Consider the following 24,713-nt stretch of genomic DNA (forward strand, 5'->3'; position numbering starts at 1 on the left):
ATGACTTAACTGCCTTTAGCCAATGGCAGTGGCAACGAGGTGAGTCGCACCATAAATACTATTGACGATGACACATACAGAGTGATGAAAGCCGCAGCGACAGTTGCTGCGGCTTGGTCTCAATTACTTAAAGGCGCGTTTGCTTACCTTATCTAGCTTCTTAAGAATCTTATCGATACGTTCAGGGTGAACCATAAACTCTTGGAAACCTTTCATCCCCTCTTTTGCCATCGCTGGGTTGGTGTCTCGATCATAGAACTGTGCAGTACCATCACTCGCTGCCAACATCGCAACGCCTTTGTCTAAGAACGGATCTGACTTAGCTTTCGCTTTGTTGTTGGTTGGGATCTGCAGCAGCATCTCATTGATTAGCTGTTGGTTCTCAGCACGAGCGACAAACTCTAAGAACTTACGAGCATCAGCTTTGTTCTTCGCTTTTGATGGAATGTGCAGAGTATCCATTGGCGCATCTTCTGCCATTGGCACGCTTGGGTCGATGACTGGAAATTGGAAGAAATCCATCTTGCCGTCCAGCTCCGCCGGGAAGTTTGGCGTAATGAAGTTACCCATTAAGTACATCGCTGCCTTACCGTTGTATAGGAAAGGTTGCGCTTCTTGCCAAGAGTAAGATGCGTGGTTATCTAAGAAGTAGCCTGGCTCAACCAACTCAGCCCAGTTAGCGAATGTTTTCTTCACACGCTCATCGGAGTAAGGGACCTTGCCATCCATCAATTGGATATGGAAATCTAAGCCATTGGTACGCATGTTGATGTAATCGAACCAGCCAGCAGCCGTCCACAGATACTTAGTACCGATGGTAAATGGTGTCACGCCGTTTTCTTTTAGCGTTGCTGACGCCGACTTTAGCTCTTCCCAAGTTTTTGGTTCAGCAATACCGTACTGCTCAAAGATGTCTTTACGGTAGTAGATACCCCATTGGTAATACGTGTAAGGCACACCATATTGCTTGCCTTGCACCGTCATCGCCGGCGCCGCTGCTGCAAAGTCTTGCTTCATGTTGTTGTCTGCCCAGATGTCACTCACATCTTCAAACAAGCCACGATCAACAAACGCCTTCATACGGTTACCGGCATACCAGAACACCACATCCGGTGGCGAGGTCACCAACCAGTTACGAATCGTGGTTTTATACGACTCATGGTCATACAGGTTGTACTTAACCGTGATATCAGGGTTCTCTTTTTCAAAGCGACTGATGATCTCACTCCAAGCCTCTTTTGGCGCTGGGTCAGAGGCATCTGAGTTGATGACTAAGGTTCCTGCGAACGCTGTAGTCGAGACGGAGGCAGCAAGCACTGCAGTTGCAGCGATATGTTTCACGTATTTCATATGTAGGTCCTTGTTATAGAGCGGGGCTCACTAAGTCCAATTTTTATTATTGTGCTGGGTAGAGTTATTCGTGCTTTGGTTACTCTCGGTGTATCCATTTAAGGTGGATTGTTTACATAACGGCTCCTACTTTGAGGAGCCCTCATTGAATATTTAGCCTTTGGTTGCACCTAAGGTCAGACCGGCAATAAAGTGCTTCTGCATGGTAAAGAACAGCACAACGGGTGGAATTGCGGCGACTACTGCACCCGCTGACATGAACTGCCATGACGCCAACCACTGACCTTGAAGTGAACTTAAACCAGCAGTCACTGGACGCACTTCATCACTTTGAACCAGAACCAAAGCCCAGAAGAAATCATTCCAGATAAAGGTAAACACTAAGACCGCAAGTGCAGCTAACGCCGGGCGAACCAGCGGCAGAACCACATGCCAGAATATTTTCCATTCGCTGACCCCTTCTACACGCGCAGCTTCGATCAGAGCATCAGGAATACCGACGATAAAGTTGCGCATAAACAGGGTACAAAAACCGGCTTGAAAGGCGATATGGAAGAAGATCAGAGCCCAATGTGTATCGTACAAGCCTAGGTTAATCGTCAGGTCACGTACCGGGATCATCAGGATCTGGAAAGGTACAAAGTTACCCGCAATGAACATAGCAAAGATCCAGAGGTTGGCTTTGAAGTTGTATTTAGCTAACGCATAGCCCGCCAATGTCGAGAGAGCAACCGCTCCCGCCACCGCTGGTAGGGTGATGATTAAGCTATTAATTAGGTACTGGCCCATCGATGTCGAGGTGAACACTTGAGTGTAGTTTTCAATAAACTGAATCTCGCTTGGCCAGCCCCAGTAGTTACCTTTGTTGATGTCTTCCATCGAGCGAATCGAGGTCATCATCACCGCAATCAGGGGTAGCAGCCACATGACAATAGAGATTGGCAGAGCCACTCGATAACTGATGTTGGTAAAGCGTCCTGCTTTTTGAATCGGTTGTGGATACATTATTTTTCACTCCTCAACATACGCCACAAGAAGTAAGCGATATAGATATCCATAATCAGGAATAGGACAACGGAAACCGCAGCGCCATAACCCATTCGATAGTTAAAGATCGACTCTTCGTACATTTGATAAGCCAATACTGTAGAGCTTCCCCAAGGGCCACCAGCAGTCATGGTTGCCACCAAGTCAAATGAACGCAGGGCGCCAATTACGGTGACGACCACGGCAATAAAAGTGGCAGGTCGCAATTGAGGCAACACCACATACCACAGCATTCGCCACTTCTTGGCTCCATCCAGTCGTGCTGCTTCCAACTGTTCAGGGTCTAGGTTGTTCAAGCCCGTTAAGTACAAAATCATGCAGTAAGAGATTTGCGGCCACAGGCCTGCCACGATAATTCCGTAGGTAACGTAATCTTCATTGGCGAGAATGGAGATAGGCTCAAAGCCAAGTGAACCTAAGACGATATTGAACAGGCCAAAGGATGGGTCGTAAAACCAGGCAAACACTAAGCCCACAACCACTTGTGAGATAACAAATGGAAAGAAGAAGAGAGACTTAACGACACGGATGCCTTTCACTTGTTGGTTGAGAAAGAGGGCGATAGCCAGACCACAAGGTGGCGCAAGCATAAAGAAGATCAACCAAAGGAAGTTGTTAGTCAGTGAGGTGTAGAACGCATCGGAGTCAAATAGCTCACGATAGTTCTCTAGCCCCACCCACTCTTTCTCACCAAGACCGTCCCACTCGAAAAAACTCAACCAGATACTGTCCACAATCGGAAAGATCACATAGAGCGAGAAGATGGCTATTGCCGGTGTTAAAAACAGCCACGGCGACAGCTTAGAGCTGATGCGCCTTTTCTTTCTGGCTGATGGGATGCGATTTTCTGGGTATATCGTTTTCACAGATTGCACCATTTTCCCAAATTCCTTGTCTTCATAGCTTTGTTTACAATTCCATTTGTTTCAAAGTTAATCGGCGAAACATCATCAAATTGCTAAGCTTTAATCGTAACCATGCTCAAATATTAATCTCAGCAATCATATTTTGTATCTTTATGTTTAAATTGTGTAAACGATTCCACAAAAAACAGAATACTTTGTAAAATTTGTATGAGCCGGATCAATAAATCGTGCGAGGCACCTAACAAATTTCTGATGAATGCGTATGTTTTAAAGGCAAAGTGATGTAGTCCAACAAGGCAAGGAGATAGCATGGCTGATATCAGCTTAAAAAAGGTCATTAAGCGTTATGGTGATGTACAGACCATCCACGGTGTTGATCTAGAGATAACCAACGGTGAGTTCGTTGTTTTTGTTGGTCCGTCAGGTTGTGGTAAGTCGACACTGCTTCGCTTGGTTGCTGGTTTAGAAGAAATTACCGAAGGCGAAATTCATATTGGCGACGAGCTAGTCAACGATGTTGACCCTGCCGAACGCGGTGTCGCCATGGTATTCCAATCTTATGCACTCTACCCACACATGACTGTGGAAGAGAACATGGGCTTTGGTTTAAAGATGAATGGCGTTGCTAAAGAGACCATTGAAAAGCAGGTCACCAGCGCAGCCAAAACACTGCAATTGGAACACCTACTTAAGCGCAAACCGAAAGAGCTTTCAGGTGGTCAGCGACAAAGGGTGGCTATTGGACGTGCAATTGTTCGCAATCCGAAAGTGTTCTTATTCGATGAACCACTCTCGAACCTAGATGCAGAACTTCGTGTCGATATGCGCCTACAAATCGCCAAATTACATCAAGATCTGCAAAACACCATGATTTATGTCACCCACGATCAAGTCGAAGCGATGACGCTTGCCGATAAAATCGTGGTGCTTAGAGACGGTAGAGTCGAACAAGTCGGCTCACCATTGGAGCTTTACCACAACCCACAGAATGAGTTTGTGGCTGGCTTTATCGGCTCACCGAAGATGAACTTCTTACCATGCGTAGTGGGCTCTTGCTCAGAGACTCATGCTCAACTTTCGATTAATGGTAATAGCCAAATCACTCTGCCACTTCCAAATCAAAAGTTAGCAGAAGGACAACAGCTGACACTAGGCATCAGACCAGAGCATTTGGAGATCAACGGCGGCTCTGAGATAACGATTGAGTTTCAAAGTGAGGTGGTTGAACGACTAGGAAATAGCACCTACATGTTTGGTCAATCTTGCGGCATAGACGGCTTTAAGGTTCACCTCCCTGGCGACCAAGAGGTGTCTCGCTATCAATCTCTGGAGCTAAACTTCTCTGCAAAAGACTGTCATCTATTCGATGCACAGGGGCAGCGAATCGACTAGCTATACGCTTATACAAAGCCAGTCTGCGCACTGGCTTTGCCTTTCCAACACTCTCCTCTCTTACTCTATCTACTCCCTCAAGCTCGTTGGATAGGGTAAACGTTACCAAAACAGTGACATTTTCAGCTCCAAATCCGGCTCTTTTTGACCTTGTAGGTAATCCGGACATTATTTTGATAGTTGTTTTCTTAATAAGCACTACACTAAAGCCTCACCCTTCCTTTTTTGAGAAAACCTAAATGCCTAATGCTGATTCCAACCTAAACAAACGTATGGGAATCGTTGCGCTCACTTGGCCAATATTCATTGAAGTTCTACTGCGAACCGCGCTCAACACCAGTGATGTATTCATGCTATCTGGATACTCAGACAAAGCCGTATCAGCGGTTGGTGTTATCTCGCAAATCTCATTTTTCCTAATCATTGTCTCCACCATGGTGAGCAGCGGAACAGGTATCTTGATTGCACAATACAACGGCGCTTCTCGCGATCAAGAGAGTGCGCATGTCGGCGTAGCCAGTATTATCCTCGCCGTCATCACAGGCGTTTTGTTGAGTATTCTCGCAGTGTTAGGCGCTGAATATTTCATTCCGCTCTACCAGCTTGAAGCGCAAGTGGAGCAGTACGCTCAAGAATATCTGTTTATCAGCGGTGCGCTGACTTTTAACGTCACCATAGGGGTTGTACTGACTACGATTCTTCGCAGTCACGGCTATTCAAAGTCACCTATGGTCATCAATATGATTGCTGGTGTTATCAACGTTGTAGGTAACTACTGCGCTCTTTATCAACCATTTGGGTTGCCTGTTTACGGTGTTCAGGGTGTGGCGGTCGCGACCGTGTTCAGTCAAGTTGTCGGTATGTTCATTTTGATTGGAGTGGTCAGAAGCAAAGGGATCGACCTTCCAATGAAGCAATTTAGAGAGATTCCAAAATCGATTTACCAAAAGATCATCAAAATCGGCTCCATGAATGCGGGTGAAGTGCTCTCTTACAACATGGCCCAAATCAGCATTACCTTCTTTGTGGTGCAAATGGGCACCTCTTCGCTGGCGGCCTTTACCTACGCCCAGAATATCGCTCGCCTCTCTTTTGCGTTTGCGTTGGCTACTGGTCAAGGCAGTCAGATTCAAACGGGCTACTACATTGGCAAGGGCTGGATCGATGAGATCACCACACGAGTGCAGCGATACTTTATAGTAGGTTTTATTGCATCAACCGTTATCACCTGTTTGATATACCTATTCCGATTCGAGATCTTAGACGTCTTTACTCAAGATCCAGAGATCATCGCTCTGACGGCAGGTTTGATTGCTGGCTCAATACTGCTTGAAGCAGGCCGTGTGTTTAATCTGATTTTTATCTCTTGCCTAAAAGCCGCTGGCGACATTCAGTTCCCAGTAAAAATGGGCATATTGAGTATGTGGGGCATTGGGGTTGCCATGAGCTATTTGCTTGGCGTGCACTGGGGCTACGGCGTATTCGGTGCTTGGATGGCGATTGCGATGGATGAATGGTTCCGAGGCATCATCATGGCTCATCGTTGGCGAGCGAAGAAATGGACTAGATACTCTTTCTAAACGTATTGAGACAGAAAAGAAAAAGCGCTAGGGGGAGCTAGCGCTAACCAACTAAATCCGTTTAGTGTGGGAGAGTTTTCAACTATATCAAACCGTTATAGTCGATACTAAAAACTTAGATAAACGAAAAATTCTATTCATTACATCTGTAAAAATCTTTAATTTAAGTATAGTCAGGTTCTGAAAATTGGCGTGATTTTTTTGTAGGAAAACTCTGATATTTTAACCTCGTTTTTCCATCACATTGTCTTCATTAATAATTGCCGACACCGCATTAGAAACTAAGCTTCGTAAGTGTTTGTTTTTGTCTTCAGCGATCTTTCCTCGACGATAAAGTAACTGAATATCGAAGTCCGGCACATCGATAGGCGGAGTGATGGCAATCAGACTCTCTTCTACCACTTCCGACTCACTACGAGCCACCAGCTTAGGCACAATACACAGTATTTTTCGACCACGGATCAATCGTTTCACGGTCAAGAAGTTGCTTGAAGACAAAGCGACCTTTCGCGTTACACCGGCGTCGGCCAACTTAGCATCTACCCCTGTTTGCAACGCGCCATTCGGAGAAACTAAAGCATGCTCGACTGCAACAAACTCTTCAATTGAGATTGGATCGCTTACGTTCAAAATCTGACTGTCATAAAGGCAAACATGCTGCTCAGTGTAGAGGTGCTTAGTCCGATACAGTGATGGCACTTCTCCAAAGCTACCGATGGCAAGGTCTAATTTGGCCTCTTCGAAGACGTGTTGATAATTGGATCGGTTTACATTAAAGAACACAACTTGAGAATTAGGAGATTCAGTTTTGATGTAATCAAAGATGCTTGGACCAAACATCTGCTCAGCATAGTCGGTCAATCCAATCTTCCATGTACCTTGATAGGTATCAACATCAAACACTTTGGACATCAGTACTTCGGATTGAATAGTACTCAATAGAGCATCAACTGTTACAGCGAGTTCAATCGCTCTGTCAGTCGCTTGCATGCGTGAGCCAACTCGCTCAAACAGAGGGTCATCGAACAACTTCCTCAACCTCTGCAAGCTATGACTCATTGCTGATTGACTGACATAACATCGCTCAGCCGCTTTGCTCACACTGTTGGTTTTGTACAAAGCCTGCAATGCAATCAACAAGTTAAGATCAATACCCTTCCAATTGAAATCCGCCACCAGAAAAACCTATATGATTCATAGTAATAATTAAAACAATTAATTTGAATCATAGTACAACTCCACATAAATTAGCCACAAACATTTATTTGGATACGATCATGCTTTCAATTTTTAAGACGTTTTTCTGGCTTGGCTGGATTAGCTTTGGCGGGCCTGCCGCGCACATTGGGTACTTTCGTAAGACCTTTGTTGAAAAATTAAACTGGCTGTCAGATGAAGAGTACGGTCAAATTGTTGCCCTCAGCCAATTCCTGCCAGGGCCAGGTTCAAGCCAAGTGGGATTTGCTCTAGGCTACAAAAAAGGCGGCTTAACTGGCGCGATTGCCGCATTTGTCGGCTTTACCTCGCCATCTGTCATCTTGATGCTTGTGTTAGCCGTTATCAGTGGTCAGTTTCTCGAAAGCTCATTATTCAATTCGATCATCCATGGACTAAAACTACTGGCTGTGGTTGTCGTTGCTGATGCGACATTTGGCATGTACAAAAACTTTTGCCAATCAAAACTAGCCACGACCCTATGTGTTATCACGGCTGTTGTGCTACTGCTCATGCCCGGTATCTGGTCGCAGATCCTAGTGCTATTTTTTGCTGCATTCATCGGCAGCCAGTACTTGCTTCCTAAAGAACCTAAGGCAATTCAAAGTACCAATAAAATCTCAGTGATGCCTCTGATTATCTTTGTTGCCCTATTAGTTGGCCTACCACTAGCAAGCTCACTTTCACAAGGTATTGAAGTATTTGGGCTCTTCTATCAAGCCGGTAGCTTGGTATTTGGTGGCGGGCACGTAGTACTTCCGTTATTGCAAAATGGTATTGGTGACCAACTGTCCCAAGATGCGTTTTTAACCGGTTACGCAGCAGCACAGGCTGTTCCAGGGCCGATGTTTACCCTAGCAACCTATCTGGGTTACGTGCTAATGCCTTCCGCGCCTATTATTGGTGCTCTACTGGCAACTATCGCGGTCTTCCTTCCAGGCTTTTTACTGCTGCTTGGTGTGTTAAAGAACTGGCAGACTTTAGCAAGCAAGCCTAAGGTAGCAGGCGCTTTAACAGGGGTTAATGCTGCGGTCGTTGGTCTACTATTAGCGGCTCTATACCAACCGATCTTTACCAGTGCGGTAAACAATGGTTTAGACTTCGCATTGATTATTGTTGGTGTGTGGCTTCTCAAATCAGTTAAGCTGCCGATCGTTGGCCTAGTCGGTGTGTTTATTACTGCGGGTGTTGCTCTAAACTTTATTTAATGCGCTACTGTTACTAACAAAGAAAATGTTACTGACAAAGAAAAGCGTCACATTAAGGTGTGACGCTTTTTAATTTGAGTCATACTACTTTAAGACCATATCCACTCGTCGGTTTTGCTGCCTACCTTGCGAGGTATCATTGCTTGCGATTGGTACTAGCTCGCCTTTTGATACGCCTTCAAGAGACTCTTTATCAGCTCCTTTCTGAACAAGGTAATTCTCAACAGAAGTAGCACGTCGCAAGCCTAGAGAGAAGTTGTATTCCTTGGTACCAATGCTATCAGTATGTCCCTCAACAAATAGATTCGGATTATTACGGGTGATCTTCTTCGATAGCTCATCCAATACGTAAATGGATTCTGGTGTTAAGCGATATTTATCAAACTCAAAATAGACACGTGCAACCACATCGCCACTTTCGAAGTCCTCAAAGTTACCTTGAGTAATCAAAAACTCGATACACTTTGGGCTTACGCCTTGCCTTAACAGCTCTCGGCGCAATTGATCTTGTGGGAAGACATAGTTACTCTCTTGTTCAATCAGTGAAAACGGCCCTTGATTAAGCGTCATCGAGCGGCCTTTATGCGCTGAAATAGAGTGTTGAAAATTGACATCGTCCTGCGAGCAGTAATATTCCAACTTGGTAACCTGGTCTTCAGAGGCATAACCTGCTTGAGAATAACTAACCAAAAGCAACAGCGGTAATCCTACCCAGTAATTTGACTTTTTCATGTTTTCTCCTTGTTATCAGCACATTCAGACAACCACTATTTCAAATGACCGATCTCTTCACTAATCAGCTCAAGTATTTTGGCGAGTATCTCTGTCTTGTTTTGTGCTTTAAAAACGTTATCTTCGCCAGCACACGTTTTTAAACCCACGTTACTATCTAGGTCATAGTCAAAACCGATAACAGCAATTCTAGATAACACGTCATCACCGCCGCTCGTTGTTTGGCTATTCAAATCATTCCTAATCTTGTCGCACATTCCATGCTGCCCATAAAGCTTCTCCGAAATCCCTTTGTGGGATTTTGTTCCTTTGTTGGCGATTTTGTTGTCACCTAAGTCAGCACCATCCGATAAAATGATGATAAGTCGTCGAGGGTTATCTCCTTTCATTGCTAATTGTGCGCCACGAATTAGTCCTTGATGAGATGCGGTATATCCATCCGGTCTAAATGTCTTTACGGTATTATTAAAAGCCGTGAAACCTGTTGTCGGTAGAATATCGTTAAACTTAGCATCAGGGTATATATTTGATGTTCGACAATTTGATGCACTTTTTTCGTTGAAGACATTATTTACAGTCGAGTTGAAATTAACTCTAATTTCAGTTCTTGGTCTAAAGTTCTTTATTACTACCTTAGATTTATAAACGAGCTGATCTAAATAACAGTTATGTTGGGTCACTTTAGTATAATTATTAAAACCAGCAAAAGAGATAGTGTTATCATCAAGGTTCACGTTGTCATTAAACTTCTGTAACTCTACTGTTACTGCAGCGATTACATCCCTTAAGTCTTTATACTTATCTTGACTACCACCACTCCATCCATCATCCATAGAGCCTGAGAAGTCAGATACAAACACTACATCAACAGGGTTGTCTTGGTACTTTCTAGATATACTAGATCCTGAAACATCGAATTGAGCACCAAAATTTTCGTCACTCGAAAACCAACTGTCGTGTTTAGTTGATGCGGTCACTTCATACTGAAAGAATCTTGAATCACCATTACTTAATCCAGAAACACAATCGGGAATGTTGTCGCAATCTAACTTGGTTATTTTAACCCCTGTAATGCTCTCTTTATCTGTCACATAAGCATTTACATAGGCGTTAACTATATCTTTATTAACCTGACTACCGTTAGTCCCGATGTTGTCATCATTATGTGCCGATACTGCAAGCACCGCTGCCTCTAACGCATCATCTAAACGAGCTTTGTCTTGTAAACCCCTAGCGCCATCCGTCCCCATACTAAACAACATCCATAGTGCTGGGAGTATTAACACTGTTAATATTCCAGCGTGACCTTGTTGACCCTTACGCAGTCTCAGGTCATTTTTAGATAGTAAGATATTCATACTACCTCCCCACTATCACAGACGAAGATTGAACCGTCGTAAAACCCGCATTCAGCAAGTTGGCAATTAAATTCTCCGTTTCATAACATAATGTGACTCGATATAAAGTAGCTTGTCGCCCCCAAGAAGTTACGACACTCAAATCCCCTTCCACACTTGAAAGTGTTTGTGCAGGTTGGCAGTTCGTTCCTTCAGCATAAGTCACTAAAGTATTCGCAGTTCCATCGCTTTGATACGTCTGCTCTTCAATTAGAGCCCCAAACTTGGTTGAATCAAAACTCTCTAAAGTACGTCCAAATGAACTCTTAACGACGTCAAATACTAAGTCAGCATCAGCCTGAGTCGTCAGATAACTTTCGTTATATAATTGAGTTCTTTCTTTCAATAAATTTACTGAAGAAAAAGACAATCTATCCAATTTACCCTTTGTTGATATTTTTATGGTTGAATCTATTGTCACCATTAGAAGAATACCAAGAAATAATCCAACAATCGCAAATTCAATAGCAAACGTACCTTTTTGCTTATATTTCAAATTTGTCACGTTCATATTCTTGCACCACAATAACTTCGCGAGATAATAAGGTCGTACTCTCAAAAAAGTACGTAAAAACCCCACCTATGTCGTAACTAAGGTGATAAATCGCGATACTACTATTTTCTTCCGTGCCACATACCGCGTCCCCAGTAGAGCTAGGTGCGCAGGTATCTGCTATCGAATGCAAATCAGACATAGAAGCAACGTATTGGACTGAAGATTTAACTTTCGTTGCATCAACAAAGTTCGACCATACACTATTACTTTCATTCAAAACGTTCTTGAAAGCAGTTACGTAAGTACTATTGTCTTTCTTTGCTTGGCGTGAGGCATTTGCGATTGCGAGATCAGTCGCAGCCGATACATAGGATAGGAAGCAGACCTCCACCCACGCAGCTATGAACAACCAAAACGCAAAAAAACCTAGAGCAAACTCTACTGACACAACGCCTTTCTGTGATTGTCGCCTTCTTGCTAACAATCGACTCACTATAAAACTAGCCATACTCACCTCCTAGTAAGTAGAGCTTTTCCGTTAAAGCTGTGTCTTAACGGAATCGTTCAGAGAAACATCCTTTAATCCTGTATAGATGTGATACAACTCTTCGGTTGAATACATTCCACCTAACAGGGCTTTAACCTGAACGAAGTCACCCACCTTTGCATACGCTAACACTAGGTTAGATATGACTTGTTTATCCGCTTGCCCATTTTTATAAACTGGTTCTAAGCGTGTTATTGCTCGTTGATAATCAGCTTCTAAGATATCCATAACAGCTAAGTTATTACTGATTACCACGTCCTCATACAGAAGCGCCCGAGCTTTTAAAAAGTGCTCTCTGGCACTTTCAAATTTTCCTAATCTAACAAAAACCAACCCTAGCAAATTTTCAACTTCGGCGAATTCAGGTCTTTTCTCCAAAGAGCGCTTTCCATAAACGAGAGCTTGCTGTGGATCATCCTGTTCAAACTTCACTCTAGCCTTCAAATAGTCCAATTCTGCACTTTGACTTTCTGGAGCGGTCATTCTGTCCAAATGAAAATCAGCAGAATCGATGTCTCCAACCTCTAGATAAGCATGGACTAATTTCAACCTCACGTCATAGTTGTCATTCTTGGTTAACTCATCTTTATATAAGGCAATTAGCTTATTGTTATCGTTAGTATTTTTTAGAAGTGCCTCTTTAGATTTAAATTCTTGCTCAGAAACTAGGTGGCTATTTGAGTTCGATGTACATCCAATTAAAGTTATTGAAATAAATAGTATTTTAATAATCATTTCAACATTTTTAAAAGTGTTCATACTAACCTCCGAGCATACGCATTATCCCTGGAGCTGTAATTAAGATAACAATAGGGAACATAATAAAAAGTATAAGCGGTATTGACATTTTCGCCGCTAATCTTCCTATTTTTTCTTCAAGATCGAGCATATGAACTTCCCTAATATCTTTAGCTAGATTTGACAATACCTCGTAAATAGATGAACCATATTGTAAACTTTGGTTTAGGGTCATTACAAAACTACGTACTTCATTAGTAGGAACTCGTGCGTACAACTCTTCCAGTGCGCTCTCTAACCCAACCAACTTTGCTCGCTCATTTGTTTGGTGAAGCATATGCGCAATGTCTTTATCAAATCCCTCCATCTCATGAGCTAGATATGCAATCGCTGCTTCTATCGTCATACCAGTGCGAACACAAACTCCCATTAGGTCAAGCAAATAAGGTAGGCGCTCAGACAACCTACGTTGAAGCTTTCGCTTTCTTATCTCAAGATACAAATCTGGACCAACCACAACGAGTACAACCCACACTGCGATGAAGATAATCGTGTTGGTCAGTGTCATATGTTGTCCTGTCGTATAGAAAAATATGGCTACGACACCAACAGCAAGGGAGATATACTTTATTGGTAACAACCATTTATAGAACTTACTGTTATAAATACCTGCGGACGTGAACTTTTTCTCGACATCTCTTTCAGAAATTGAAAACAGCTGACCAAACCACTGGCTTAATGAGTCAATGTTAGACAACCTTTCAAGACCTTCATTTTCTTTGATATCTATACCTACTTTCTTTAAGTCTTTTTTTCTGGTTAAGTAATCAATCAAAGAATAAGCCAAAACAGATAACCCGATGACTATCATCCAGAAGAATATAATATTCTTAACTTTGTCATCTGATATTAGTATTAATAGTTCTTCCATTATCGAACCCTCTTCATTAAGAACCAGACAATAGAAATCCCTATAAATTCACTGATTAACACATAATAAAGAATTGGTTTACCACGCTCATTAAACATCACAAAGTCATAGTTTTCAGGACTAATAAACTGTAGTAAGAACAAGAATGCAAATGGTATTGCCGCTACAATCTTTGAAGACATACGAGCTTCTGATGTTAAAGCAAATTTCTTTTTGTTGATCGCTCGAGCATCAAACATAAGGCGATTAATGCGAGTCATCACCTCTTTTAATTGACCACCACGATCTAGGTTGGCTCGAAGTGTAATGATGAAGAAGTAGAATGATGGATACGGAAAGCGTAGACATGCCTTCCTAAATACGTCGTCAGGGCTTTCACCAATCTTCATTCGTTCAGCCATCAATCGAAACTCATTTCCCACATCATTGTCTTGTGATTTGCCAACATAAGCAACTGCATGCATTATGCTTTCACCTGCAGATACTGAGCTGGCAAGCATATTCAAGACATCAGGAAAAGATTCCTCAAATAGTCTTTCCTCCCTCTGCTTCAACCAAATAGAAGCATAGATGGAAGCTATAACCATGACTATAACGTTAATAAGTAAGCTTTCTGTCTTGAAGAAATACAACACAAGGATAGAGGTTAGACCGTAAATAAAAACTTCAAACAAAATAATTTTAACAATTGGATATTTGCCTAAACGTTTAGTGAAATTATCCCAACTCGTTTCCACTTTTTGCAAAAACGTCTGTTCGGTTAGAGATGCTAGGTTAACAGCTTGTTGACTTGTCGCAGCAACATGCTCAATTACAACCGTTTCACTGCTCTGCTTTAGATATGACAGTGTCTTTTTTTTCTTAGTCATAGAAATTGACAGCAGTAATAAACCTCCGACTATCAATAGTATGTAATAAATCATGCGACTCTCCCCGCTGAGGCGAATACAGAGTCAAGCTGTTGATGTAAACCAAAGAAACGTGCCTTCTCTACCAATACTGAGCGCTGCATCAGTCCTGTCGTCACGTAGTTACCTTGGATTTTACTGAACTCAGGTTGTTGTAAATCAGGTTGGAAACGAAATATCTCTTCCATTACAACGTTATCACCTTCCATTCCGACCACTTCTGAAATACTCATGATCTTACGACTACCGTCATGCAGGCGACTAACTTGCACAATAATGTCTACTGCACTAACAATGGTTTTACGGATAGCATCTAAAGGTAAATTCTTCGTAGCCATCATTACCATAGCTTCTACACGCCCAAGGGCATCTCTTGGAGTATTGGCATGGAGCGTGGACATAGACCCATCATGCCCTGTGTTCATAGCTTGTAGCATTTCGAAGGCTTCCCCACCACGACACTCCCCAACAATAATTCGGTCAGGTCGCATACGTAGGGCGTTAATAACAAGGTCCCGTTGTGTGACTTCACCTGTATTCTCAATACCGGCCTTACGAGTTTCTAACCTCACTACATGAGGTTGGAGCAAACTTAATTCTGCGGCATCTTCTATGGTTACGATGCGCTCCGTTTCCGCGATATGCTGAGACAAGGCGTTCAACAACGTTGTTTTACCCGACCCAGTCCCTCCAGAAATCAAAATGTTTAAGCGACAGCGAGACGCAATCATTAAGACTTGCGCCATCTCTTGACTCATAGAGCCATAATCGAGAAGGCGAGAGAAGTCTATAGCCTGTTTCTTAAATTTACGAATGGAGATACTAGTGCCATCAAGTGCTATTGGAGGAATCACAATATTGACACGACTCCCATCTTGTAAGCGCGCATCACATAAAGGTGAGGAATCATCGACACGACGACCAACTCGGCTTGCTATCCGTTTAGCAATATCAGTAAGTTGGCGCTCATCCACAAAGGTGATGTTTGATTTCTCGACAAGCCCATTTCGTTCGATGAAAATGCTGTCATAGCCATTGATCATTACATCTGTAATAGAGTCATCATCCATTAAAGACTGGAGAGGCCCTAAGCCATGTAATTCGTCCACAAGGCTTTTCACATATTGATGTCGAGTGGCAGACGATACAGACAATTGATCTTTTTCAATCAACAATTCAACAGCTTGCTTTAGCTGAGTAGCAAGTTGGTCACTCGACATCGCATTGATTGCATCCGGTTCCAATGCTTCAAAGATCTGGCTACGAATCTCTTTATACGCTTCTGCAGGATTTTTCATGTTGCCACCTTACCCAAACCAACTCGAACTAGACTTGACCTCTTCTCCAAGAATCAAGGCCCCAAGAGTTTCCAGAGATTTGGCGGGCTTCCCTCCCATCGAGATCACAGATTTCCCCTCCATGAGTTTATGGTCGAGTTTTTTGATATGAGGAATCACTACGTCAATGGAGGCTTTAAGGTACTTTTCGGCCTCTTGTTGAGTGACCGTCGCATCCCCATTTGCGTATATACAATTCATAACCAAAATGACACGTAAGTTATTATCCAATCCCAAACTATCATCTAACTTACGTTTGAACTGTCCTGCCTCTCTGAGTGACGATACGCTTGGCCCGAACGTCAAAACAACACAATTTGAAAGCTCGATTAACTCTTTAATGCCGTAAATAAGACTTGATGTATTGGATAAATCTTCCAACAGAAAGTTGCTAGTTTGAGAAATATGTCCAGAGGCCGATTTAGTGAATTGTTTTAACTCATCAATTTCCATTTCATTTGATGTTAAAGAAAGAACTGCTAATGAACTTGATTGCTTTTTGAGTAGACTTTGTGACGCGGCTTCATCCAAATTTAGAACTTGGCTTCCTGGACGTATTTCTCGTTTTTCAAAACCCTCAATGCCCAACATAATATCCATGTTTCCGCCATGGTAGGCATTATCAATCAACACACAGCTAGCGTGACGCTCGGAGGATAAATAACGGCCTATCTCGGCACAAACAAAAGTGTTACCCACTCCGCCTTTACAGCCAATAAAACTCACTTGCTTCGCTTTTCTTGTGAGCCCAACACCATTATTGGCCTCCCGATTGCGATAAACACCAAGAGCAAAATCAATAAACTCTTCTTTAGAGACAGGCCAGAATAGGTAGTACAGAACTAAAGAACGTAAACGACGTATTGTCGAGATAGAGTCTTCTTTACCGACTATGATCACAGATGCAGTATTCGGAATTAGATGACAAATTCTCTCCGCATCTACCACTATATCCGGGCTCTCATTGAGCTCTACAATAATGAGCTCAATGTCTTCACCCTTGCTAAACTCAGTCACATTTTCATCATTTAATGGTTGAAACTCAGGTAAACTAAAGCCCTCGAAGTTACACGCTTCACGTATTAAAGTTTTACATTCATCAGTTTGATAAAATACAACACTACGAATACCTGTTGTGGAATGTGCCTGAGACACTTTTTTATTTAGGATATCAATCAAGTCCATTTGGCGCCTCCCAGTTAATAGTTACTTTTATCAAACATACGTTCAGGATGAGTAATAGCCTTCCATCTCATACCTTCAGGAAAACAGCCATTCGTAATTGCTCCATAATTTCCAATTGTTATGTAATCACACATTGGAACCACAACCTTATGAACTGTCGTCGAGAAATTAAAATCAAAAGCGGTATTTAACTCTTTGTCTTGATATAGTGTTAAGTTCTGTGACTCCACACCTCTACTTTTTAAATACTCAGCATATTTGTAAACTAATTTCTTTCCTTCATTACTATTCCAACTGAAAGACATATGTTGGTTTGCAAACACAGACCAGTTATTAGAAACATACTCATCTAAATATTGCCATGCTTGTTGCTGCTTGCTTTTTTCAATTTTTACCGCGAGTTGATACTCAATAGGCACAACCTCAATGGAAGGGCCTGACTGCTCAGAAATATGTTCCGCACAACCGACAAGTCCGAGTAAAATTAGAAGTAATAAATGTTTCATTTTTTAAACCCTCCGGCTGCTAATATCTGATTAACAAACTCTTCTGAGGCTTTAGGGTAATCCGTGCTTAACCCCAACCAACGGTTTAAGTTATATGTCTTGTGTATCGTAGGAAGCTGAACTTGATTTGGATGAATAGGCTGTACAAGGTTCACTGTTGCGACAATGATCAGCTCTGTTTTGGTTCTTTCAGTCGCTGTTTTTCTGAAGAGCGCCCCCAAGACCGGAATATCTCCAATATACGGAATGCGTCGCAGCTCTTCTCGCTCTTCGGTACTCAACAGCCCAGCTAACACAAAGCTTTGACCGTCACCTAACTCAACAGTGGTTCTTGCTCGACGAGTTCTTAGTGCTGGCAAATCAAAGTTATCATTTTGATATTGATTATCTAATGCACTCACCTCCGGCATCATGGAAAGCTTTATCTTCTCATCGTTAAGAACTTTAGCCATCAATTCAAGGCGGATACCGTATTCGCGATACTCAACATCGGTACTACCATCAATTACCGTAACCACTGGTATTTCACCACCCGCTAAAAAGCTTGCTGTTTCACCCGATATTACAGATAAGTTGGGTTCTGCAAGGACTTGTCCGACTCGATCATCACCGATTGCTGTGATTACGGAGATAATGTCATCAGCACTAAAAGAAGTCAGCTGGTCAACGAAAACACCGGGAGAGACCGTACCTATTTCAATACCAAATTCTTCCAAAAAAGTGTGGGATACTTCAGCAATTGAGATTTTAACATTCACTTGTTTGGTCGTTTTTACCTCGATATTGTCAACAACACCTGGATAGCGGTAACGTCGCATAAACTCCATCTCATACTCTTCATCACCCAAACGCCAGCTTACATCGGTAATTTCCGCATCTTTTCCCAACAGCTCACCAGTTAATCGATAAATATCTTCTTTAATTTTCTCTGAAGATACCGTACCACTTAATACAGCCTGTTCTCCTAGATTGTAAATACTAACGTCAGCATCTGGATAACGAAGTGCTATCTGTTGTTCAATATGAACCAAACTCTTATTCACAACGAGTTTATTAGATATGACTGTATTACCGTCTTTATCAAATATCATAAAAGAGGCACTACCGGTTTGTCGGCCGAAGAAAACAACTTTATTCTCATCAATCACTTGATAATCGGCGACATCAGGGTTGGAAATAAATACTGAGCCTATTTCCTGCTTCGTCGATATACTACGCGCATCACCTTCTGCTAAGTTAATGACTCGCGCTATAGCAACTTGACACATAAACAACATCATTAGTGCAAGTATCCATCGAATTATATAATTATTGTTCATGGATGTACCCTCTTGCGTCCTTAGCGAATTTTGGCACTGTCACCGCGATATTCGACTATCGCGCGATATTCAGGTAATACATCTCCTGAATTAGCCTGTAGCTGCTCTGCATGCTCCACACCAATTGATTTGTGAATCTCTAATTGAGCAATATTTTTAGCGATTGACAGAGTTGCAACCTGACGGCGAGTCAACTCAAGAACAATAATCACACCTGATAGCTGATCTTCCCCAACTTCTTCCGAATCGAGGTTTTCCACTTTCAACACTTTTACTGCAAGTAGAATGGGTGAAACGGAAACTGTCTGAAAGCCATCAACTTCGTTCTCAATCGCTAAGTTTTGTTGTTGAGAACTCAACGCAATGACATCAACGATACTACCATGACTGATTACGCCACCAACGATCGACTCTCTTCCTATGATTACAGGATAAGGGACCATTTGATCAGATATCATTGCTTCGATGTAACGACTGTCATCGGGAGTGACAATTAAATCTGCCGAAAGAGTTGAATCAGCAGCAATATCAGATAACGCTACCGCCCCGGGAGGAATTGAGAGTGTTGTATTGGCTGCCACTTCGTTTTCAGGAACAGAACTAATTTCAAAGTGACCACGATTGAGCGTTTCACCTTTTGTTATGTCTTGACTAGCAACCAATGTATCTACAAGTTTGATTGTAGGGGCTTCATTTACCTGTTGATTATCATCAGAATTAGAAGACAAATACTGTTGAGATATACCGAACAACCCTGCCCCAACAATGATCAGGGCTACTGGAACCAATATTTTCATGAAACGTCTCCATCTTTAAAACGATGTTATTAGCCCAAAAATCCCACCAAAACTAATGGCTACACCGTATGGAAGAGTTCGTATTCCTTTCGTTTTCTTAATCTTGGAGTATAGAAAGTCGATTACGACTAAAAACCCTCCGAACAACAAGGTAACAATAAAAAAATACAGCATAGACTTGATTGAGATTGCACAAGATAGTGCGATGATTAATTTAGAATCTCCAGCTCCAAAAATACCAAACCTCCATAGTAATATTGATACTATCGAGGCAATGATAACGCTATATTCATTAAAGCCATTATTAAAATAAGAAAGTGAAATACAAAAAATAGCTGCTAATGCAGTTAAGTAGTTAGGTATTTTTCTATGTTTAATGTCTGAATAACAGACTAGTAGCAAACAAATAAAAATACCTAACAGACTTAGACTTACCATATGGATTAGAATGGCGCTGTACCACCCATCGCTGCTTTAATTTTAGCTACCCCTGTAGTTAAAGCATCTCCAAGTGAGCCGGTACCAGTTGCTGTAAATACTGCTAAAACAATGGCAGCAACTGCCACACCTAACACCGCGTACTCAATCGCAGTCACACCGCGCTCGTCATTTTTGAACTCGTCAAGTAGTAGTTTTGCTTTGATATAAGTTGATAAAAACATAATGAACTCCATGTCACTCTTTTGGTTTGCACTCACCTGAGTGCCTTTCCCCTAAAACGCAAATAAAACAATGCCCTAGGAGGAATATAAAATGAGTACGCTTTTTCGTGATCTTTTATTCCATCACTTACGTATCAATCTCACCTGTTCATTTCAGTACATTTCATACCAAGCAGTTAGTATTATTTTGTCAATAATTTGACCTTTCTTACTATTCTTCTAATATTTACTTTACCAATAATAAACTGGATTCATAAGGTAAATGCCTTATCAAATAGTTAGAGTTATGGACAAGGGAACTTTTTTTGGCGATGATTTAATTTATTTAGATTCTTGCTTGGCAAAAATAATCCAATCTAATTTTATTATTCATCATGTCGGATGGGATATATCTGTACTTAGTGAACCAAATCAGTCATTTAACTTTCTCTACCTATATAGTAGTAAGAATAGACAGCTAGCCGATCTCGCAGAGAAAATAGCGGTTAATTTAAATAGAGACATCATTGTTATTCACAATAATATATATCAACAACCAAACAATATAAGCAACATAACTCATATTAACGAGAAGAATATTCAAGCCTCCAATCACCTTTCAACGATATTGGAAAGGTACAAACAGTTGAATAGTAAATCTGACGCTTATTGTTTATCGCATCGGTTCAATATAGAAAGCACGGTTTCTTACATCGATGAACATTTAATTGACGCTTTAACTGAAAAAGATGTTGCTGATCACTGCCATCTATCAGTTAACTATTTTTCAAAAGTCTTTCATGCCAATGTGGGAGTGAGTTTTCAAGAGTACGTAACGACTGCACGCATTGAGCAAGCCAAGCTCACCTTGATTCAAAAAAGGGAACACACTATTGCCAACGTGGCTTATATGTTGGGCTTCAAAGATGTCTCATACTTTAGTCGTTTATTCAAAAAAAAGACCGGGCTCACACCTGGACAATTTAGGAAGTTTGGAAACCATTAATTTTACTCCCTAAAAGCTAAGTTACGTGCTATGTTTAACATAATTTTAACAATAATAACTTAGCGAAAAACATGGAGTTAGACAATGATTCAGCCTAACGAGTTTAGCCAAGACCAAAACCAAGCTCTCCCTACACCAAATGAAATGATTTTAAAATGGGCAGAGGAGCGCCCAAATGAGGTCTATCTAAAACAGATCATCAACCGTCAGTTTGTCGAGTTCACCTACAAAGAGGTCGCAGACAAAGCACTCAAATTAGTTACTGCACTTGAGGACCTGGGTGCTAAGCCTGGCGATCGAGTCGCCTTAGTGTCAAAAAACTGTGCCGAGTGGTTCATTACCGACTTAGCAATGATGCTGGGTGATTTTGTAAGCGTGCCAATCTTCCCAACGGCAGGTGCAGATACTATTGCTTACTGTATCGAGCACAGTGAAAGTAAGATCGTAATAGCAGGTAAGCTAGACGATCCCGCGGCCACTCAACAAGTGATCGATGAAAATCCTGAACTAATCAGTATCGCTCTGCCTTATGACACTGCAGCAAAATGCCAATACGCATTTAATGAACTCATAGACAAAAGTACTCCCTCTTCAAAACGCCCTGTGCATCACGATGACAAGCTTATGTCACTGGTTTATACATCAGGGACCTCAGGTCAACCAAAGGGCGCTATGTTGACCTATGGCGCCTTTACTTGGTCGGTTCAGCGTCTGATCGACCATATTGGTATCGAGAAAAACGACCGCCTGTTCTCTTATCTACCATTGGCTCACATCACAGAGCGTGTTTACATTTTTGGTTCATCAGTCATGGGTGGTGTACCAACCGCGTTCCCAGAATCACTCGATACCTTTATCGAAGACGTGAAGATGCACAGACCGACTCTATTCATCTCCGTGCCAAGGCTCTGGACTCTGTTCCAACAACGTATTCAAGACAAACTGCCGCAGAAGAAGCTTAATATTCTTCTCAAGATTCCGTTTGTTAACTCACTCATTAAGAAGAAGCTGGCAGATGGTCTTGGGTTAGATCAAGCTCGCGTTCTTGGTTGTGGTTCTGCGCCAGTATCTCCAGCTCTGCTGGATTGGTATGAGAGTGTAGGCCTGCACATCACTGAGGCATGGGGGATGACTGAGTCGTTTGCTTACAGCACCCTCAACTACCCATTCAGAGCCGATAAGATTGGTTCTGTCGGTAATGCCGGCCCAGGTGTTGAGCTTAAGATTGCTGAAGATGACGAGATCTTAGTGCGCAGTAAAGGCTTGTTCTCTGGTTACTACAAAAATGACATTGCTACACAAGAGTCATTTAACGCCGAGGGATGGTTACACACCGGTGATATTGGTGCCATTGATAACGAGGGCTACCTAACGATTCAAGGTCGTAAAAAGGATACCTTCAAGACAGCAAAAGGTAAGTTCGTTGCTCCTGTACCTATCGAGAAAAAGCTATTTGAGTACAGTCGCGTGGAGATGATGTGTCTGATTGGTCTGGGCTTACCTGGTCCTATCCTGCTTGTTGTTCCTCATGACTTCCCTAACTTCGACCGTGAACGCTACGAGAGAACCACTAAACGCGTTATTGAGAAGATGAACTCACAATTAGCGTCTCATGAGAAGATCAAAGGCGTACTGATGATCAAAGAACCGTGGAGCATTGAAAACGGTATTCTAACGCCAACGCTCAAGATCAAACGTCATATTCTAGAGCAGAAGTACCATGAAGTTGGCCATAACTGGCCAAAAGACAAATTGGTAGTTTGGGAGGAGTAATCCACCTTAAGCCAAGTTCTTTTTGGTAAAAGCGCTTGTGAATATACAAAAAAAAGCGTAACTCAGGTAACAACTTGAGCTACGCTTTTTATTTAAATCTAACTCCCTTACTCCCAAAACACCTTCCTCGCCTCTTGCTGTGCTTGTGTATGCGTTAGCCCAATATCATTTAAAAGGTGATCGGGTAGAGCAGCTAAGTGCTTTCTTGTTTTAGCATTTTGTCTAAATTGCTGTACTTTGAAATAGAATTTCTTAATCAAAGAAGTGTTGTTCGAGCGCTCATCTAGTTCGACTCTAACTGTAGCTGAATTCATAATTTACCCCTTCTATACTTTTATTCTCTATGTTTATCTGTTTACATGTCTAATATTCGACCAAAGACAGTCAGCCGACAAACGATAGATATTGGCATTCAGTTAAGGAAAACTAATGTGAGTGAACGAACACCTCCCTTTCAAGGCATCTACTACTTCTATATTGCAGCCGACAAAGGCAGCTTTAAGCTCGCTGCAGAAACCTTGTTTGTCACCGCTGCTGCGGTAAGCCAACAGATCAGGCAACTTGAAGACTGGCTCGGTGCCGAACTCTTCATCAGGCAGCACCGAAAAATTGTACTCACTCATGAGGGGGAGGTTCTATATCTTCAAGCGAAGAAAGGTTTTGCTCACCTTCAAGATGGCGTGAGAAGAATCAACCAAGACCCAAATCCAAATCAGCTCTCGATTTCCACCGTTCCATCCTTTGCGCAGCACTGGTTAGTGCCAAGGATTGGTGACTTCAGAGAGAGACATCCAGACCTATCCATGCTGATTGAACCAACCAACAAGCTAATCACCTTTGAGGATTCAAGTATTGATATCTGTATACGCTACGGGCACGGTAACTACCCAAATCTAGATTCGCGTTGGTTAATGGATGAGGTGCTATACCCTGTTTGTCATCCGCTCTATCAGGAAAAACATGGAATATACACTGTCGAAGACCTGCACAAAGCTGAGCTAATTGAAGACCGATGGCCCGATATGGATTGGTCAATATGGCTCAATGAAGTGGGCGTTGAAGGCGGTCACACGACATTGCAGTTTGATGGTTCTCACTTTGTACTAGAGGGAGCGCTCTCGGTTCAAGGTGTTGCTTTGGTGAAGCACAGCTTAGTGTATCGATACCTACAAGAAGGCAAGCTGGTCAGAATTGGGGATACCGCGCTAAGGCCGAAATACAACTACTTCTTATGTGCACCGCCGGGATACTTTCATCGCGATAAGATTCAACGCTTCTCTAAATGGATAGAAGAACAAGTCAGTGAGTTTGGTAATAAAGGAAGGGAAGATCTTAACATCGTCGATACTGATTTCTCTTTGAAATGGTCCGGAAACTCCTATGGCTAAGCTGCTATACTGACGAAAAATACCTATTGGACTTATCATGACACAAGTAAACAACCCACTGCATGGCATTACTTAGCAAAAACTACTGACTGAGCTAGTGGATCACTATGGTTGGGAAGAATTGAGTTACATGGTTAACATTAACTGCTTCAAGAAAGACCCAAGCATCAAGTCGAGCTTAAAGTTTCTGCGAAAAACAGAATGGGCTCGAGCTAAAGTTGAACAAATCTATATCGATCTAAAACGCTAATATCCGCTCCCTACATCGTTCCAATTCCCCGTAGTTACCTCGCGGGGATTATCCCCTGTGTCTACTTTTTAGGGCCACATCAATCTCGTATATCGTATCTCGTA

At 42.2% G+C, this 24,713-nt stretch carries 26 protein-coding genes; 7 read left to right on the forward strand and 19 right to left on the reverse strand.

Features of this window, described 5'->3' with window-relative positions; translation table 11 throughout:
* Positions 1-123: 123 nt before the first annotated feature.
* The 3 genes from FIV04_RS11625 to FIV04_RS11635 all read right to left on the reverse strand — a co-directional run bounded on the left by FIV04_RS11625 (position 124) and on the right by FIV04_RS11635 (position 3,275).
* A complete protein-coding gene (locus tag FIV04_RS11625) occupies positions 124-1,350 on the reverse strand; it encodes an ABC transporter substrate-binding protein (protein ID WP_150869181.1) in 1,227 nt (408 codons plus the stop codon).
* A gap of 153 nt (positions 1,351-1,503) precedes the next feature.
* Complete coding sequence (locus FIV04_RS11630) at positions 1,504-2,355, reverse strand: carbohydrate ABC transporter permease (RefSeq protein WP_032551606.1); 852 nt, start codon at positions 2,353-2,355, stop codon at positions 1,504-1,506.
* The gene (locus FIV04_RS11635; protein WP_032551605.1) at positions 2,355-3,275 is read right to left on the reverse strand and encodes a carbohydrate ABC transporter permease; all 921 of its coding nucleotides are present in this window, start codon (positions 3,273-3,275) and stop codon (positions 2,355-2,357) included. Before FIV04_RS11635 ends, FIV04_RS11630 begins: the two co-directional genes overlap by 1 nt.
* 297 nt (positions 3,276-3,572) lie before the next feature.
* Between FIV04_RS11635 and FIV04_RS11640 the strand changes: the two genes are divergently transcribed.
* Positions 3,573-4,655 carry an ABC transporter ATP-binding protein gene (locus tag FIV04_RS11640; RefSeq protein WP_152469206.1) on the forward strand — a complete coding sequence of 361 codons (1,083 nt, stop codon included), beginning with the start codon at positions 3,573-3,575 and terminating at the stop codon, positions 4,653-4,655.
* A gap of 239 nt (positions 4,656-4,894) precedes the next feature.
* Positions 4,895-6,235, forward strand: coding sequence for an MATE family efflux transporter (locus tag FIV04_RS11645; RefSeq protein WP_152469207.1), 1,341 nt, complete (start codon positions 4,895-4,897; stop codon positions 6,233-6,235).
* A gap of 222 nt (positions 6,236-6,457) precedes the next feature.
* Here the strand turns inward: FIV04_RS11645 and FIV04_RS11650 are convergent, their stop codons facing one another.
* The gene (locus FIV04_RS11650; RefSeq protein ID WP_152469208.1) at positions 6,458-7,411 is read right to left on the reverse strand and encodes a LysR family transcriptional regulator; all 954 of its coding nucleotides are present in this window, start codon (positions 7,409-7,411) and stop codon (positions 6,458-6,460) included.
* 101 nt (positions 7,412-7,512) lie between these two features.
* Between FIV04_RS11650 and chrA the strand changes: the two genes are divergently transcribed.
* The gene (chrA, locus tag FIV04_RS11655; RefSeq protein ID WP_152469209.1) at positions 7,513-8,658 is read left to right on the forward strand and encodes a chromate efflux transporter; all 1,146 of its coding nucleotides are present in this window, start codon (positions 7,513-7,515) and stop codon (positions 8,656-8,658) included.
* 84 nt (positions 8,659-8,742) lie between these two features.
* Here the strand turns inward: chrA and FIV04_RS11660 are convergent, their stop codons facing one another.
* From FIV04_RS11660 to FIV04_RS11725, 14 genes are read right to left on the reverse strand one after another with little or no spacing between them, the layout of a single operon-like run.
* A complete protein-coding gene (locus FIV04_RS11660; protein WP_152469210.1) occupies positions 8,743-9,390 on the reverse strand; it encodes an OmpA family protein in 648 nt (215 codons plus the stop codon).
* 35 nt (positions 9,391-9,425) lie between these two features.
* Entirely contained in the window at positions 9,426-10,748 is a 1,323-nt protein-coding gene (locus FIV04_RS11665; RefSeq protein ID WP_152469211.1) for a TadE/TadG family type IV pilus assembly protein, read from the reverse strand.
* A gap of 1 nt (position 10,749) precedes the next feature.
* The gene (gene tadF, locus FIV04_RS11670; protein ID WP_152469212.1) at positions 10,750-11,298 is read right to left on the reverse strand and encodes a tight adherence pilus pseudopilin TadF; all 549 of its coding nucleotides are present in this window, start codon (positions 11,296-11,298) and stop codon (positions 10,750-10,752) included.
* Positions 11,273-11,791, reverse strand: a complete 519-nt coding sequence (locus tag FIV04_RS11675; RefSeq protein WP_152469213.1) for a TadE/TadG family type IV pilus assembly protein — start codon at positions 11,789-11,791, stop codon at positions 11,273-11,275. The genes tadF and FIV04_RS11675 overlap by 26 nt, the downstream gene beginning before the upstream one ends.
* Positions 11,792-11,821: 30 nt before the next feature.
* A complete protein-coding gene (locus FIV04_RS11680; protein ID WP_152469214.1) occupies positions 11,822-12,589 on the reverse strand; it encodes a lipopolysaccharide assembly protein LapB in 768 nt (255 codons plus the stop codon).
* Between the two features lies 1 nt (position 12,590).
* Positions 12,591-13,499, reverse strand: coding sequence for a type II secretion system F family protein (locus tag FIV04_RS11685; protein WP_152469215.1), 909 nt, complete (start codon positions 13,497-13,499; stop codon positions 12,591-12,593).
* Positions 13,499-14,422, reverse strand: a complete 924-nt coding sequence (locus FIV04_RS11690) for a type II secretion system F family protein (RefSeq protein WP_152469216.1) — start codon at positions 14,420-14,422, stop codon at positions 13,499-13,501. The genes FIV04_RS11685 and FIV04_RS11690 overlap by 1 nt, the downstream gene beginning before the upstream one ends.
* On the reverse strand, positions 14,419-15,705 hold the full coding sequence (locus FIV04_RS11695; protein WP_152469217.1) for a CpaF family protein: 1,287 nt from the start codon (positions 15,703-15,705) through the stop codon (positions 14,419-14,421). The genes FIV04_RS11690 and FIV04_RS11695 overlap by 4 nt, the downstream gene beginning before the upstream one ends.
* A gap of 9 nt (positions 15,706-15,714) precedes the next feature.
* Positions 15,715-16,929 (reverse strand): type II secretion system protein Z, encoded by a 1,215-nt coding sequence (locus tag FIV04_RS11700; RefSeq protein ID WP_152469218.1) that lies wholly within the window; start codon positions 16,927-16,929, stop codon positions 15,715-15,717.
* A 14-nt stretch (positions 16,930-16,943) separates the two neighbouring features.
* The gene (locus FIV04_RS11705) at positions 16,944-17,435 is read right to left on the reverse strand and encodes a hypothetical protein (RefSeq protein WP_152469219.1); all 492 of its coding nucleotides are present in this window, start codon (positions 17,433-17,435) and stop codon (positions 16,944-16,946) included.
* Complete coding sequence (locus FIV04_RS11710) at positions 17,432-18,715, reverse strand: type II and III secretion system protein family protein (protein ID WP_253895410.1); 1,284 nt, start codon at positions 18,713-18,715, stop codon at positions 17,432-17,434. Before FIV04_RS11710 ends, FIV04_RS11705 begins: the two co-directional genes overlap by 4 nt.
* 59 nt (positions 18,716-18,774) lie before the next feature.
* The gene (gene cpaB / locus FIV04_RS11715) at positions 18,775-19,551 is read right to left on the reverse strand and encodes a Flp pilus assembly protein CpaB (RefSeq protein WP_152469221.1); all 777 of its coding nucleotides are present in this window, start codon (positions 19,549-19,551) and stop codon (positions 18,775-18,777) included.
* 15 nt (positions 19,552-19,566) lie between these two features.
* Positions 19,567-19,989, reverse strand: a complete 423-nt coding sequence (locus FIV04_RS27390; protein ID WP_152469222.1) for a prepilin peptidase — start codon at positions 19,987-19,989, stop codon at positions 19,567-19,569.
* A 5-nt stretch (positions 19,990-19,994) separates the two neighbouring features.
* The gene (locus FIV04_RS11725) at positions 19,995-20,213 is read right to left on the reverse strand and encodes a Flp family type IVb pilin (protein ID WP_152469223.1); all 219 of its coding nucleotides are present in this window, start codon (positions 20,211-20,213) and stop codon (positions 19,995-19,997) included.
* A gap of 286 nt (positions 20,214-20,499) precedes the next feature.
* On the opposite strand from FIV04_RS11725, the gene FIV04_RS11730 reads away from it, so the two are divergent.
* Complete coding sequence (locus tag FIV04_RS11730; RefSeq protein ID WP_172974241.1) at positions 20,500-21,198, forward strand: helix-turn-helix transcriptional regulator; 699 nt, start codon at positions 20,500-20,502, stop codon at positions 21,196-21,198.
* Between the two features lie 84 nt (positions 21,199-21,282).
* On the forward strand, positions 21,283-22,971 hold the full coding sequence (locus FIV04_RS11735) for an AMP-binding protein (RefSeq protein WP_152469225.1): 1,689 nt from the start codon (positions 21,283-21,285) through the stop codon (positions 22,969-22,971).
* 107 nt (positions 22,972-23,078) lie between these two features.
* Here FIV04_RS11735 and FIV04_RS11740 read toward each other — a convergent pair whose 3' ends face one another.
* A complete protein-coding gene (locus FIV04_RS11740) occupies positions 23,079-23,285 on the reverse strand; it encodes a DUF1127 domain-containing protein (RefSeq protein WP_152469226.1) in 207 nt (68 codons plus the stop codon).
* Between the two features lie 117 nt (positions 23,286-23,402).
* Here FIV04_RS11740 and FIV04_RS11745 point away from each other — a divergent pair, with 117 nt between their 5' ends.
* Positions 23,403-24,359, forward strand: coding sequence for a LysR substrate-binding domain-containing protein (locus FIV04_RS11745; RefSeq protein ID WP_152469227.1), 957 nt, complete (start codon positions 23,403-23,405; stop codon positions 24,357-24,359).
* A gap of 85 nt (positions 24,360-24,444) precedes the next feature.
* On the forward strand, positions 24,445-24,609 hold the full coding sequence (locus FIV04_RS11750) for a VF530 family DNA-binding protein (protein WP_253895411.1): 165 nt from the start codon (positions 24,445-24,447) through the stop codon (positions 24,607-24,609).
* The last annotated feature ends 104 nt before the right edge of the window (positions 24,610-24,713 follow it).

It is taken from the genome of Vibrio sp. THAF190c (genome assembly GCF_009363355.1).
Classification (GTDB): Bacteria; Pseudomonadota; Gammaproteobacteria; order Enterobacterales; family Vibrionaceae; genus Vibrio; species Vibrio fortis_A.

Coding starts and splice junctions, on each gene's coding strand:
- chrA (WP_152469209.1), top strand. CDS start 7,513: ATGCTTTCAATTTTTAAGACGTTTTTCTGGCTTGGCTGGATTAGCTTT.
- FIV04_RS11625 (WP_150869181.1), bottom strand. CDS start 1,350: ATGAAATACGTGAAACATATCGCTGCAACTGCAGTGCTTGCTGCCTCC.
- tadF (WP_152469212.1), bottom strand. CDS start 11,298: ATGAACGTGACAAATTTGAAATATAAGCAAAAAGGTACGTTTGCTATT.
- FIV04_RS11680 (WP_152469214.1), bottom strand. CDS start 12,589: ATGAACACTTTTAAAAATGTTGAAATGATTATTAAAATACTATTTATT.
- FIV04_RS11685 (WP_152469215.1), bottom strand. CDS start 13,499: ATGGAAGAACTATTAATACTAATATCAGATGACAAAGTTAAGAATATT.
- FIV04_RS11660 (WP_152469210.1), bottom strand. CDS start 9,390: ATGAAAAAGTCAAATTACTGGGTAGGATTACCGCTGTTGCTTTTGGTT.
- FIV04_RS11740 (WP_152469226.1), bottom strand. CDS start 23,285: ATGAATTCAGCTACAGTTAGAGTCGAACTAGATGAGCGCTCGAACAAC.
- FIV04_RS11730 (WP_172974241.1), top strand. CDS start 20,500: ATGGACAAGGGAACTTTTTTTGGCGATGATTTAATTTATTTAGATTCT.
- FIV04_RS11695 (WP_152469217.1), bottom strand. CDS start 15,705: ATGAAAAATCCTGCAGAAGCGTATAAAGAGATTCGTAGCCAGATCTTT.
- FIV04_RS11675 (WP_152469213.1), bottom strand. CDS start 11,791: ATGGCTAGTTTTATAGTGAGTCGATTGTTAGCAAGAAGGCGACAATCA.
- FIV04_RS11635 (WP_032551605.1), bottom strand. CDS start 3,275: ATGGTGCAATCTGTGAAAACGATATACCCAGAAAATCGCATCCCATCA.
- FIV04_RS11710 (WP_253895410.1), bottom strand. CDS start 18,715: ATGATGTTGTTTATGTGTCAAGTTGCTATAGCGCGAGTCATTAACTTA.
- FIV04_RS11690 (WP_152469216.1), bottom strand. CDS start 14,422: ATGATTTATTACATACTATTGATAGTCGGAGGTTTATTACTGCTGTCA.
- FIV04_RS11700 (WP_152469218.1), bottom strand. CDS start 16,929: ATGGACTTGATTGATATCCTAAATAAAAAAGTGTCTCAGGCACATTCC.
- FIV04_RS11725 (WP_152469223.1), bottom strand. CDS start 20,213: ATGTTTTTATCAACTTATATCAAAGCAAAACTACTACTTGACGAGTTC.
- cpaB (WP_152469221.1), bottom strand. CDS start 19,551: ATGAAAATATTGGTTCCAGTAGCCCTGATCATTGTTGGGGCAGGGTTG.
- FIV04_RS11735 (WP_152469225.1), top strand. CDS start 21,283: ATGATTCAGCCTAACGAGTTTAGCCAAGACCAAAACCAAGCTCTCCCT.
- FIV04_RS11640 (WP_152469206.1), top strand. CDS start 3,573: ATGGCTGATATCAGCTTAAAAAAGGTCATTAAGCGTTATGGTGATGTA.
- FIV04_RS27390 (WP_152469222.1), bottom strand. CDS start 19,989: ATGGTAAGTCTAAGTCTGTTAGGTATTTTTATTTGTTTGCTACTAGTC.
- FIV04_RS11665 (WP_152469211.1), bottom strand. CDS start 10,748: ATGAATATCTTACTATCTAAAAATGACCTGAGACTGCGTAAGGGTCAA.
- FIV04_RS11645 (WP_152469207.1), top strand. CDS start 4,895: ATGCCTAATGCTGATTCCAACCTAAACAAACGTATGGGAATCGTTGCG.
- FIV04_RS11705 (WP_152469219.1), bottom strand. CDS start 17,435: ATGAAACATTTATTACTTCTAATTTTACTCGGACTTGTCGGTTGTGCG.
- FIV04_RS11630 (WP_032551606.1), bottom strand. CDS start 2,355: ATGTATCCACAACCGATTCAAAAAGCAGGACGCTTTACCAACATCAGT.